General features: G+C 63.7%; 10 protein-coding genes. 6 read left to right on the plus strand and 4 right to left on the minus strand.

What is annotated here, in order from left to right:
• The first annotated feature begins 5 nt into the window (after nucleotides 1–5).
• Genes EB235_RS18785 through EB235_RS18810 form a run of 6 tightly spaced genes read left to right on the plus strand, consistent with a single transcriptional unit; the run spans nucleotide 6 to nucleotide 5,539 of the window.
• Entirely contained in the window at nucleotides 6–824 is an 819-nt protein-coding gene (locus EB235_RS18785) for an ABC transporter ATP-binding protein (RefSeq protein ID WP_027029525.1), read from the plus strand.
• Nucleotides 811–1,662 carry an ABC transporter permease gene (locus EB235_RS18790; protein WP_027029524.1) on the plus strand — a complete coding sequence of 284 codons (852 nt, stop codon included), beginning with the start codon at nucleotides 811–813 and terminating at the stop codon, nucleotides 1,660–1,662. Before EB235_RS18785 ends, EB235_RS18790 begins: the two co-directional genes overlap by 14 nt.
• 4 nt (nucleotides 1,663–1,666) lie before the next feature.
• Nucleotides 1,667–2,968 carry a cytosine deaminase gene (locus tag EB235_RS18795; RefSeq protein WP_027029523.1) on the plus strand — a complete coding sequence of 434 codons (1,302 nt, stop codon included), beginning with the start codon at nucleotides 1,667–1,669 and terminating at the stop codon, nucleotides 2,966–2,968.
• Entirely contained in the window at nucleotides 2,968–4,371 is a 1,404-nt protein-coding gene (locus EB235_RS18800) for an FAD-binding oxidoreductase (protein WP_027029522.1), read from the plus strand. The genes EB235_RS18795 and EB235_RS18800 overlap by 1 nt, the downstream gene beginning before the upstream one ends.
• Nucleotides 4,371–4,952, plus strand: coding sequence for an NAD(P)H-dependent oxidoreductase (locus EB235_RS18805; RefSeq protein WP_027029521.1), 582 nt, complete (start codon nucleotides 4,371–4,373; stop codon nucleotides 4,950–4,952). Before EB235_RS18800 ends, EB235_RS18805 begins: the two co-directional genes overlap by 1 nt.
• Entirely contained in the window at nucleotides 4,952–5,539 is a 588-nt protein-coding gene (locus tag EB235_RS18810; RefSeq protein WP_027029520.1) for an NAD(P)H-dependent oxidoreductase, read from the plus strand. Before EB235_RS18805 ends, EB235_RS18810 begins: the two co-directional genes overlap by 1 nt.
• A 146-nt stretch (nucleotides 5,540–5,685) precedes the next feature.
• Here the strand turns inward: EB235_RS18810 and EB235_RS18815 are convergent, their stop codons facing one another.
• Genes EB235_RS18815 through EB235_RS18830 form a run of 4 tightly spaced genes read right to left on the minus strand, consistent with a single transcriptional unit; the run spans nucleotide 5,686 to nucleotide 12,677 of the window.
• On the minus strand, nucleotides 5,686–8,151 hold the full coding sequence (locus EB235_RS18815; protein WP_027029519.1) for a GcvT family protein: 2,466 nt from the start codon (nucleotides 8,149–8,151) through the stop codon (nucleotides 5,686–5,688).
• Entirely contained in the window at nucleotides 8,148–9,329 is a 1,182-nt protein-coding gene (locus tag EB235_RS18820) for a pyridoxal phosphate-dependent aminotransferase (RefSeq protein WP_027029518.1), read from the minus strand. The genes EB235_RS18815 and EB235_RS18820 overlap by 4 nt, the downstream gene beginning before the upstream one ends.
• Nucleotides 9,322–10,227, minus strand: coding sequence for a homocysteine S-methyltransferase family protein (locus tag EB235_RS18825; protein WP_027029517.1), 906 nt, complete (start codon nucleotides 10,225–10,227; stop codon nucleotides 9,322–9,324). The genes EB235_RS18820 and EB235_RS18825 overlap by 8 nt, the downstream gene beginning before the upstream one ends.
• Entirely contained in the window at nucleotides 10,224–12,677 is a 2,454-nt protein-coding gene (locus EB235_RS18830; RefSeq protein WP_027029516.1) for a GcvT family protein, read from the minus strand. The genes EB235_RS18825 and EB235_RS18830 overlap by 4 nt, the downstream gene beginning before the upstream one ends.
• Nucleotides 12,678–12,698: the final 21 nt, after the last annotated feature.

Below are 12,698 nucleotides of genomic sequence, written 5' to 3' on the forward strand. Positions count from 1 at the left end.
CCGGCATGATGAGAGAAAAGGTGGCGCAAGCGCCGGACGTCACTTCGGCCTTGCTGGCGCTGAGGGGCGTCGGCAAGGTATTTTCCAATGGTGTGACGGCGCTGAGCGCTGTCGATCTGACGATCCGGGAGGGCGATTTCCTCAGCCTGCTCGGCCCGTCCGGCTGCGGCAAATCGACGGCGCTGCGGCTGATCGCGGGCCTGTCGACGCCGACCTCCGGCGTGCTCGACTGGCGCGGCGGCGGTTCGCTCGACCGCGCCAATATCGGCTTCGTCTTCCAGGAGCCAACATTGCTGCCCTGGGCCAGCGTCTTCGACAATGTGTGGCTGCCGCTCAGGCTGAAAGGCATTTCCCGCGCCAAGGCTGCGCCGGCGATAACGGAAATGCTGGCGCGGGTGCACCTGACCGGCTTCGAGGACGCCGTGCCGCGTGAACTGTCGGGCGGCATGAAGATGCGTGTCTCGATCGCGCGGGCCATGGTGACCAAGCCGCGCGTGCTGTTGATGGACGAACCGTTCGCCGCGCTCGACGAAATCACCCGCTTCAAGCTCAACAACGACCTTCTGGAGCTGTGGCAGGACGAGCGCTTCACCGTCGTCTTCGTCACCCACAGCGTCTTTGAAAGCGTCTTTCTCTCCAACCGCGTCGTCGTCATGGCGGCGCGGCCGGGCAGGGTGTTCGACGAACTCGCCATCGAGGCGTCCTATCCGCGCGACGAGGTGTTTCGCACCTCGCCCGACTATGCGGCTCTTTGCCGGCAGGCCTCCGACGTGCTGGTCAACGCCATCAACTCAACCGCAGGCGCGCATCATGATGGCCATTGACGAAGGGGTGCTCAAACTTGACCCGGAGGAAGCGCGGCGTGTGCGCCAGGAGCGGTTCGAGCGCATCGGCCGCTGGGTGCTGCCGCTGGCGATCATGATCCTAGCGATCTGGCTCTGGGACCGCATCTGCGTCTGGAACGAGATTCCGCAATACATCCTGCCACGGCCCGGCGTGGTGCTGTGGACGCTCTACAATGATGCCGGGCTGCTGTTCTCCTCGTTGCTGGTCACCTTGCGCATCACCTTCCTCAGCCTGGCTTTGGCTGTCATCGGCGGCGTCGGCCTGTCGGTGCTGTTTGCGCAATCAAAATGGGTCGAGATGTCGTTCTTCCCGTTTGCCATCGTGCTGCAGGTGACGCCGATCGTGGCGATCTTTCCGCTGATCAACATCTATGTGAACAACCAGACGACCAAGCTTCTGCTCTGCGCCTGGATCGTCGCCTTCTTTCCGATCCTGTCCAACACCACGCTTGGCCTGAACTCGGTCGACCGCAATCTGCGCGACCTGTTCAAGCTCAATGGCGCGACGCGCTGGCAGCAACTGCGCTATCTCAGGCTGCCGGCGGCGATGCCGTATTTCCTAGGCGGGTTGAAGATCGCCGGCGGACTATCGCTGATCGGCGCCGTGGTGGCCGAGTTCGTCGCCGGCACCACCGGCCAGTCGTCGGGACTTGCTTCGCGCATCATCGAGGCCGGCTACCGGCTCAACGCGCCACGGCTGTTCGCGGCCCTGTTCCTGATCTCGCTCACCGGCATCCTGATCTTCCTCGTGCTGTCGCTGATTTCGCATCTCATTCTCAGGCGCTGGCATGAAAGCGCGCTGAAGCAGGAGCGCTAGGCCCTTGATACCCAACGCAGGTTCATACTGGCTCGCCAACGCCCGGCTTCACGCGTCCCTGACGCCAGGGCTCGCCGCGACCTATGACAATGACGGGTTTACGCTCGCTGATATCGCTGTCGCAGATGGTAAGATTTCCGCCATCGCAGGGCATGATCGTGCAGTCGTATCCAGCGATGCTATCGACCTCGCCGGCCGCGTAATCTTGCCGTGTTTCGTCGATTGCCACACCCATATCGACAAGGGCCACATCTGGCCGCGAAAACCGAACCCCGATGGCACGTTCATGGGTGCGCTGAACGCGGCCGGGGCCGACCGCGTGGCGCGCTGGAGCGCCGAGGATCTCGCCAAGCGCATGGATTTCTCGCTGCGCTCCGCCTACGCGCACGGCACGAGAGCGCTGCGCACCCATCTCGACAGCGTCGCGCCGCAGGAGGAAATCTCCTGGCCAGTGTTCGAGACGATGCGCGAGACATGGCGCGGCCGCATCGAATTGCAGGGCGCGTGCCTGGTCGGCATCGAGGGCGTGCGCGACAAGAAGTGGTTCGACAGGCTGGCGAAACGAGTAGCCGCCGCCAAGGGCGTGCTTGGCGTCGTCACCTATATGGTGCCGGATCTGGAAGAGCTGCTCGACCATGTTTTCGCGCAGGCGATCAAGCATGGGCTCGACCTCGATTTCCATGCCGACGAGACCGACGACATTGCCGCGATCTCGCTGAAGAAGATCGCCGAGGCGGCGCTGTGGAGCGGCTTCGAGGGCAATATCCTTGTCGGCCATTGCTGCTCGCTGGCGCGCCAGCCTGACCTCGAAGTGCTGGACACGCTGGACAAGGTGGCGAAAGCCGGGCTGGCGGTGGTGTCGCTGCCGATGTGCAATCTCTACCTGCAGGATCGGCGCGGGGACCAGACCACGCCGCGCTGGCGGGGCGTGACGCTGCTGCATGAAATGAAGGCGAGGGGCATTCCGGTCGCTGTCGCTTCCGACAACACGCGTGATCCTTTCTATGCTTATGGCGACCTCGACATGCTGGAGGTCTACCGCATGGCGACGCGCATCCTGCATTTCGATCATCCGGTCGCCGACTGGCCGCAAGCGGTCACCGCGACGCCGGCCAAGGTGATGCGGCTCGATGGTTTCGGCATGCTGGCGGCTGGTGGGGATGCCGATTTCATCCTGTTCAAAGGTCGAAGCTGGACCGAATTGCTGTCGCGGCCCGAATCGGATCGCATCGTCGTGCGCGCCGGCCGCGCGATCGAGCGGCACTTGCCCGACTATGCCGAACTCGACGAACTGATGGTGGGATGATGGATGTTTCGGCGCTCAAACGCGATCTCGACGGGCTGAAACTCGACGACAATCCGGCCATCGTCCAGCAGAAGAGCCGCGACTTCTACTGGTACAGCCCGGTGCTGAAGCAGCAGCTCGACCATGTCACCGGCGATCTGATCGCGACGCCGAAGGATGAGGCCGAACTGATCCGCGTGCTGGCCGCTTGTCACCGGCACGGCGTGCCGGTGACGCCACGCGGCAGCGGCACCGGCAATTACGGCCAGGCGATGCCATTGTCGGGCGGTGTCGTGCTCAACCTCGCCGAGATGAACGAGATCAAGTCGATCGCGCCGGGCCGCGTGGTGACCGGCCCGGGAGCGGTGCTGGCCGACATCGACAAGGCGACACGGGCGCATTCCGGGCAGGAGCTGCGGCTATCGCCGTCCACCTACAACACCGCCTCGATCGGCGGCTTCATCGCCGGCGGTTCAGGCGGCGTCGGCTCGATCAATTTCGGCGGGTTGCGCGATTTCGGCAATGTGCTGCGGCTGCGCGTGGTGACGATGGAGGCAGAGCCTAAAGCGCTCGAACTCACCGGCGAGGATCTGCACAAAGTCACCCATGCCTACGGCACCAACGGCATCATCACCGAAGTCGAGATGCCGCTGACGGCGGCCTATGAATGGGTCGACGTCATTATCGGTTTCGATGCCTTCATGGATGCGGCGCGCTACGGCAATGCACTGGCCTGCCAGGACGGCATCCTGACCAAGCTGATCACGCCGATCGCCGCGCCCGTGCCGCAGCTCTATTTCAAGCGGCACCAGAAATTTTTCAAGGAAGGGCAAAGCATCTGCGTCGTCATGGTGGCGCAGCATGGGCTGGATGCTTTCCTGGCCTTCACCCGGCGTGCCGGCGGTGAAGTCATTTTCAACGCCGCTACAGCGACGCCGGAGGAGAAAAAGGGCCTGCCGCCGGCCTACGAGCTGGCATGGAACCACACCACGCTTAGAGCGCTGCGCGTGGACCCTTCGATCACCTATCTGCAATCGCTTTATCCCTTTCCCAACCAGCTGGCTTTGGTCGAGAAGATGGATGCGATGTTTCCGGGCGAAGTCTTTTCGCATCTCGAATTCGTGCGGCTGGATGGCAACATCACCTGCTTTGGCCTGCCCTTGGTGAAATTCACCACCGAGGCGCGGCTCGACGAGATCGTGCGCCTGCATGAGGAGAATGGCTGCCCGATCTTCAACCCGCACCGCTACACGCTGGAAGAGGGCGGCATGAAGCAGACCGATGCCGTGCAGCTCGCCTTCAAGCGCGAGACCGATCCGCAAGGGCTGCTCAACCCCGGCAAGATGATCGCCTGGGAAAATCCGGACTACGACTTTCGCTCTGGCCGGACTTTTTTGTTCAAGGGGCTGCAAAAGGCAGGCTGATGAACATCCTCATCCTCTACGCGCATCCGGTCGAGACCAGCTTCAATGCCGGCCTGCACCGGTTGATCGTCGAGCGGCTGACGGAGGCGGGGCATACGGTCGATGACTGCGACCTCTACGCCGAGGGTTTCGATCCCAGGCTGACGCGCGAGGAGAGGCTGAACTATCACAACCCGCGCGGCTCCGCCGATCCCGCGGCACCGTATGTCGAGCGCCTGTTGCGCGCCGATGCGCTGGTGCTTTCCTATCCGGTCTGGAACTACGGCTTCCCGGCGATCCTGAAGGGTTTTTTCGATCGCGTCTTCCTGCCCGGCGTGTCGTTCAAGCTGGTTGACGGCAAGGTGCAGCCGTCGCTGCACAACATCAGGAAGGTCGCGGCGGTCACCACTTATGGCGGCAGCCGGTTCCGCGCCATGGTGATGGGCGATCCGCCGCGCAAACTGATCAAGCGCATGCTGCGCGCCACGGTAAAGCCGGGCGCATCGGTGACTTACCTCGCGCATTACGCGATGAACCTGTCGACCGACCAAACACGGAAAGCCTTCATGACGAAGGTTGCGGCCAGCATGGATGCGTTCTGATGCGGGTTCTCGTGGTCTATTGCCATCCCGTGCCCGAAAGCTTCTGTGCGTCGATCCGCGACACCGCCATGGAGGTTCTGAAGGCGAGGGGCTGGCAAGTGCGGCTGCTCGACCTTTATGCGGAAAAATTCGATCCGGTGATGGGCTGCGAGGAACGGCGCAGCTACAATGACCAGGCGCCGCAGGATCCGGCGCTGAAGCCGCATTTCGAACTGCTCGCCTGGGCCGAGGCGATCCTGTTTGTCTACCCGACCTGGTGGTACGGGCTGCCGGCGATGCTGAAGGGCTGGCTCGACCGGGTGTGGGCGACGGACGTTGCCTTCAAGTTGCCGGGGGGCAAGGGGCGTATCAAATCGCTGATGACGCATGTCACCAAGGTCGGCGTCATAACCACCTGCGGCGCACCGACCTGGTGGAGCGTCGTCGTCGGCCAGCCCGGACGCAAGACGCTGCTGCGCGGCATGCGGGCGTTGTGCGCAACACGCTGCAAGACGTTCTTCCTGGCGCATTATTTGATGGACGCCTCGACGCCGGCGACAAGGGCGGCGTTTTTGGCGAAGGTGAGGGTGAAGCTGGAAAGGTTTTAGCTTTCTTCGCCCCGTTTACGGGGAGAAGATGGCGGCAGCCAGATGAGGGGCAGCGCTAACGTTTGCCTTATTCTGAGGCGCTGGCGCCGCCCCTCATCCGCCCTTCGGGCACCTTCTCCCCGTAAACGGGGAGAAGGAAGAGGGCGCTACATCTTTACCCGCTCGGCCTTCGGATCGTACATCGGCTTCAGCGACGCCTCCGCCGCGAACCGCTCGCCGGCGATTTCGATCTCGTAGGACGAGGCCAGCACATCCGCCTCGCTCTCGCCCTGGCACGGCACATAGCCCAGCCCGATGGCGCCGCCGAGATGGTGGCCGTAATTGCCTGATGTGATCGGGCCGACGATCTTGCCATCGCGCAGGATCGCTTCATTGTGGAAGAGCAGGGGCTGCGGGTCTTTCAGGCGGAATTGCACCAGCCGGCGGCTCAATCCAGCCTCCTTCTTCTTCAGCACCGCTTCGCGGCCGATGAAGTCGCCCTTGGCCGTTTTGACGGCAAAACCGAGGCCGGCCTCCAGCACATTGTCCTCATCGGTGATGTCGTGGCCGAAATGCCGAAAGGCTTTTTCGATGCGGCAGGAATCCAACGTATGCAAGCCGCAGAGTTTCAGGCCGACGTCAATGCCGGCCTCGTCGATCGCCTCGAAGACATGGGCTGCCTGATCGGTCGAGACATAGAGCTCCCAGCCGAGTTCGCCGACATAGGTGACGCGGTGGGCGCGGGCGAGACCCATGCCGATTTCGATCTCCTGGAATGTGCCGAACGGGTTGTTCTCGTTGGAGAAATCGTTGGGGCTGACCTTCTGGATCAGCTTTCGCGCATCCGGGCCCATCAGGCAGAGCACGCTTTCGGCCGCAGTGACGTCGGTGACGACAACGAACTCCTCGCCGACATGCCGGCGCAGCCAGGCGAGATCACGCTGCAGCGTGGCGCCCGGTACGACGAGGAAGTAGGCCGTGTCCGAGAGCCTGGACACGGTGAGGTCGCTCTCGATGCCGCCGCGCCGGTTGAGCATCTGGGTGTAGACGATCTTGCCTGGCGCCACGTCCATGTCGTTGGCGCACAGTTTTTGCAGGAAGGCACAGGCGTCGCGGCCCTCGACACGGATCTTGCCAAACGAGGTCATATCGAACAGGCCGACCTTGTTACGGACGGCCAGGTGCTCCTCGCGCTGGTTGTCGAACCAGTTCTGCCGCTTCCAGGAATAGCGGTATTCGCGCTCCTGTCCCTCGCGGGCGAACCAGTTGGCGCGCTCCCAGCCGGCGACCTCGCCGAACACGGCGCCGCGCGCCTTCAGATGCTCGTGCAGCGGCGAGCGCCTGACATTCCTCGACGTTGCCATCTGGCGATAGGGGAAATGATCGGCATAGAGCAGGCCGAGCGTTTCGGAGACGCGCTCCTTGAGATAACGGCGGTTCTTCTGGAACGGCTGGGCGCGACGGATGTCGACTTCCCACAGGTCGAAGGGCGCTTCGCCGTCGTTGATCCATTGCGCCAGCGCCATGCCGGCGCCGCCGGAGGAGACGATGCCGATCGAATTGTAGCCGGTCGCCATCCAGTAGCCCGACAGTTCCGGCGCCTCGCCGAGGTAGTAGCGGTCGTCTGGGGTAAAACTTTCGGGTCCATTAAAGAAAGTATGGATGCCGGCGGTGGCCAGCATCGGCATGCGGTTGACGCCCATTTCGAGGATCGGCTCGAAATGATCCATATCCTCCGGCAATTGATCGAAGCAGAAATCCCTAGGGATGCCGTCCATGCCCCACGGCTTGGCCACCGGCTCGAAGGCGCCGAGCATCATCTTGCCAGCGTCTTCCTTGTAGTAGGCGCACTCGTCCGGCACGCGCAGCACCGGCAGCCGGCCGAGACCGGCGATCGGCTCGGTGACGAGATAAAAATGCTCGCAGGCATGCAGCGGGATGGTGACACCGTTCTGGGCGCCCAGTTCGCGCGCCCACATGCCGGCGCAGTTGACGACGATGTCGGCCTCGGTGGTGCCTTGGTCCTCGCCCTGTGCCCAGGACACGCCGGTGACGCGGCCGGCCCTGGTGTGGACCTTGGTGACCTTCACATTCTCGACGATGGTGGCGCCGCGCTGGCGCGCACCCTTGGCCAAGGCCATGGCAATGTTGGCGGGGTCGCACTGGCCGTCGAGCGGCAGGTGCACGGCGCCGACGACGTCCGAGACATTCAGATGCGGGTACATCTGCTTGACTTCGCTCGGCGAAATCTCACGCACATCGACATCGAAAGCGCGCGCCAGCGATGCCTGCCGGTAGATCTCGTGCTTGCGCTCCTCGGTCAGCGCGACCGTGATCGAGCCGACCTGGCGCATGCCGGTGCCGACTTCGGTCTCGGCTTCCAGCTTGACGTAGAGGTCGGCCGAATATTTCGCCAGCCGCGTCATGTTCTGCGAGCCGCGCAACTGGCCGATCAGGCCGGCCGCATGCCACGTCGTGCCCGAGGTCAGCTGCTTGCGTTCCAGCAGCACGATGTCGGTCCAGCCGAGCTTGGCCAGATGATAGGCGACCGAACAGCCGGAGACGCCGCCCCCGATGATGACGGCCCTCGCTTTGGTAGGAATGGCCTTCGTGGGGATGATCTTGGCGGTCATGCGGCCTCGCGGCGATAGGTGGAAGCAAAACGGCGCAGCCGAGCTGCTGCTTCTTGAAGTACGGGCTCCGGCTGGCAGAGACTGATGCGGATGTGGCCCGCGGCGGCTTCGCCGAAGCTGGAGCCGGGCATCACGCCGACATTCTCCTTGTCGAGGAAGGAGAAGGCGAATTTCTCGTCGTCGGGTTCGACCGCAGATATGTCGAGCATGACATACATGCCGCCTTCGGAACCGTGCACGCAGACATCGTTCATGCCGCGCACGGCATCGAGAAAGACGGTGCGGCGTGCCGAGTAGCGCTCGGCGATGTCCTTCACGCCATAATGGTTCTCCAGCGCCTCGGCGCAGGCGACCGAGATGAAGGCCGGCAAGCCGTAGGTCGTCACCAGATTGAGATTGATGAGCAGTGTGATCATCGCCTCAGGACCGGTCAGCCAGCCCATGCGCCAGCCGGTCATGCCGTGGCTCTTGGACATGGAATTGATGACCAGCGTGCGCTCGGCCATGCCGGGCAGCGAGCGTGGCGAGACATGCTCGCCGCCGCCCAGCGTCCAGTAGACTTCGTCCGACAACAGCCAGAGGTCATGATCGCGGCAGATTTCTGCCAGCTGTTCCAGATGCTCGCGCGAATAGACGGCACCCGTCGGGTTGTTCGGCGTGTTGATCAGGATGGCGCGCGTGTTGGGCTTGAGTGCCGCGCGGATCATGTCGGCATGCGGCTGGAAGCCATCCTCGGCCGGCGTCTCGACGACGGTGAAACTGGCACCGGCGGCGCTGAACGTGTTGGGGTAGGTGGCGTAGTAGGGGGCAACGACGATAGCGTGGTCGCCCTGGTCAAGCACGGCCTGCACAGCCGCGTAAAGCGCGGCCTGGCCTCCCGGCGTGGCGATGACCTGATCCGGTGTCGTCTCCACACCGGTGCAAGCGCTGGAGGCTGCCGCCATCGCCTGGCGCAGGCGGGGCAGGCCCGGCAGCGGCGTGTAGTGGTGATTGCTGCCGCGAACAGCAGTCACGCAGGCCTCGATCGTTTGCGAGGGCGTGTCGAAATCATGGTCGCCGACCGACAGCATGATGATGTCTTCGCCGGCTGCCTTGCGAGCCCAGGCGGCGGAATGGACTTCCCAGCCGTCCTTGCCGGAAGGCACGATGCCGGAAATGCGCGATGATGGTCTAGGCATGCAAAACTCCCGTAATTTCGTAACCATCCTGCTGCAGTCGATCGCGCAGCGCGGCAATGTGCGGCGGTCCGACTTCGCAGCAGCCGCCGACGATGTCGGCACCTGCCTCCACCCAGCCGATCGCCTGCTCGGCGTAGGCGTCCGGGCCTAGGTCGTGACGGGCATGCAGCACATCGACGGTGCCGCCGTGCTTGAGCGCCTCCGTGGAGGTGAAGCCATTGGCATAGGCGCCGACCGGGCCGCCAAGATCGATCAGTTCAGGCAAGGCGGCGGCAATCGCTTCCGGCCGGCAGCAATTGAGCAGCCGCGCCGCTATCGGCAAGCCATCAAGCGCGCTGGCCGCGGCGGCTATTGTTTCGCCGCTGCGCAGCCGTGGCGCACCGTGATCGGCGAGCGTCCACGACACCCAGACGTGCTTGCCACTCTCCGAAGCCGCGGTGACGGCCGCGCGCGCTTCATCGGCGGAGGCCATGGTCTCGCACAGGAATAGATCGACCCCATCCGCCTGCTCGGCAACGATGCGGCGGTAGATGTCGAGCGTCTCCTGATAGGAAATGGTCAACGCCGGCGCGTAGCTGCCGAAGAGTGGCGACAGGCAGCCAGCGATCGCGGCATCGCCGGCTTGCTCGCACGCTTGCCGGGCAAGCTCGATGCCACGCTTCTGCAACGGCTTGAACAGGTCCTCGGCGCCCTCTCGCGCCAGGCGCTCGGGTGTCGCCGAATAGGTGTTGATGGTGATGACGCGGGCGCCGGCGCGGATGAATTCGGCATGCAGGCTGCGCACCAGATCGGGTTCGTCGATCAGCACCCGGGCCGACCACAACGGCGTCGGCTCGGACTTGCTGCGGCGGACCAGTTCCTGGCCCATGCCTCCATCGGTGAGGATGACCGGCTTCATGCGCGCAGCCTCTCGTTTCTGGGATCCCAAAGCGGCTCGTCTTTCTGCACGACCGCCTTGAAACGGTCGCCGAAGATTTCGACCTCGACGGAGGTGCCGGGTTCGGTCAAATCGACGCGCAGCATGCCGAGCGCGATCGACTTGTCGACGCGATGACCCCAGCCGCCTGACGTGGTCTCGCCTACGATCTGGCCGCCATGCCAAAGCGTCGACATGTAAGGCGCGTCGCAATCGCCGGGGTTTTCGACCACCAGCGTGACGAAGCGCTTCTTCACGCCTTGCTGCTTTTCGTTCTGCAGTGCGGCCTTGCCGCGGAAGTCGGGCTTTTCCCATTTGACGAAGCGCTCGAGCCCGCCCTGCAGGATGGAATAGTCGGTCGAGAGATCACCCTTCCAGGTGCGGTAGCCCTTCTCGAGCCTGAGCGAATCCAGCGCGTACATGCCGAACGGTTTTAGGCCGTGTTTCTGACCCGCAGCCCAGATGGCGTCGAAGATGGCGACGGTGTCATCGACCTTGGTATGAATTTCCCAGCCGAGTTCGCCGGCGAAGGACACGCGCACCAGCTTCGCCCAGCGGCCGGCGATCTTTGTTTCCTGATGCGTCAGCCACGGCAGAGCGAGGTCGGCGTCGCAGACATCGGCGAGGATTTTTCGCGAATTGGGTCCGGCGAGGATCTGGGTGGAATACTCTTCGGTGCGGTCAGTCAGCGTGAAGGCCGCATACCTGGGCATGCGCGATTTCAGCCATTCGAAATCGTGCCATTGCGCGACCGCCGCCGTGATCAGCGTCATCTGCTCCTCGCCATGGCGCACGACTGACATTTCGGTAACGATGCGGCCCTTGTCGTCGGCGAAATAGATGAGACCGATGCGGCCGGGCTTCGGCACCAGTCCGGTGACCTGCAGGCTCAGCCATTCGGCCGCACCGGGACCTTCAAGGTTGAAGCGCGAGAAGCCGGGCAGGTCCAAAATGCCGGCGGCATCGCGGACCGCCAGGCATTCCTCGCGCACACGATGTTGCCAGGGCCCTTCGCGGCGGAAGGTCAGCGTGGCCTCCTCGGAGATGTCGTCGCCGGGCTGAGCGTACCAGGTGGCGCGTTCCCAGCCATTATAGGCATCGAAGCGGCCGCCGAGCGCTTTGGTGCGATCGTGGATCGGCGACAGTTTGCGGTTACGCCCTTCCGGCCAGGCATGGCGGGGAAACTGGATGGCGTATTCATTGCCGTAGATCTCCAGGCCCTTGGCGACGCAATAGTCCGGCGCCGAGGCAAAGGACGTGAAGCGGCGTGGATCGCAGGACCACATGTCCCACTCGGTCTGGCCTTGCGTCACCCATTCGGCCAGCACCTTGCCGGCGCCACCGCCTTGCGCGATGCCGAAGGTGAAGACGCAAGCCTCGAAAGCATTGGGCACACCCGGCATCGGACCGATCAGCGGATTGCCGTCCGGCGCATAGGGGATCGGTCCGTTGATGACCTTGGACAGGCCGGCGGTGCCCAGGATCGGCACGCGGGCGACGGCGTCGGCCAGATAGTGTTCCAGCCGATCGAGATCGTCGGGGAAGAGCTGGAAGGAGAAATCCTCCGGCATCGGATCGCCAGGGGTGGCCCAATGCGCGCGGCAATTGCGCTCATAGGGGCCGAGATTCATGCCGGCCTTTTCCTGGCGCAGATAATAGGACGTGTCGACATCGCGCAGCAGCGGCAGTTTCTTGCCCTGTTCCTTCGACCATGCGGCGAGTTCGGGGATCTCCTCGAACAGGATGTATTGGTGGCTCATCACCATCATCGGCACCTCGCGGCCGAACATCCGACCCACTTCAGCGGCGCGGTAGCCGGCGGCGTTGACGACGATCTCACAGCGGATCTCGCCTTGCGGCGTGGCGACCACCCATTCGTCCTTCTCGCGGCGCACGCCGGTGACGGGGCAGAAGCGGATGATTTTCGCGCCCATGTCGCGCGCGCCCTTGGCCAACGCCTGGGTGAGCTGCGCCGGGTCGATGTCGCCGTCGCTCGGGTCGTAGAGCGCGCCTTCCAGATCGTGCGTCTCGATGAAGGGATAGCGGCGTTTGATCTCATCGACACCGACAACATCGATGTCCATCCCCTGGTAGCGGCCCATGCCCTTGGCGCGCTGGAATTCCTGCATGCGCTCCCAGGAATGGGCGAGCCGCAGCGAACCGGTGACGTGGTAGTTCATGGGATAGTCGACTTCGGCGCCCAGGCCGCGATAAAGCTCGGTCGAATAGCGCTGCATGTTCATCAGTGACCAGGACGAGGAGAAGGTCGGCACGTTGCCGGCGGCATGCCAGGTCGAGCCTGAGGTGAGCTCGTTCTTTTCCAAGAGCACGCAGTCGGTCCAGCCCGCCTTGGCGAGATGATAGAGCGAGGAGGTGCCGACAACGCCACCTCCGATGATCACCACGCGCGCCGTGCTCGGCAAACCCGCCATGTCGTTCTCCCAAACCGAAGC

It is taken from the genome of Mesorhizobium loti R88b, from assembly GCF_013170845.1.
Lineage (GTDB): Bacteria > Pseudomonadota > Alphaproteobacteria > Rhizobiales > Rhizobiaceae > Mesorhizobium > Mesorhizobium loti_B.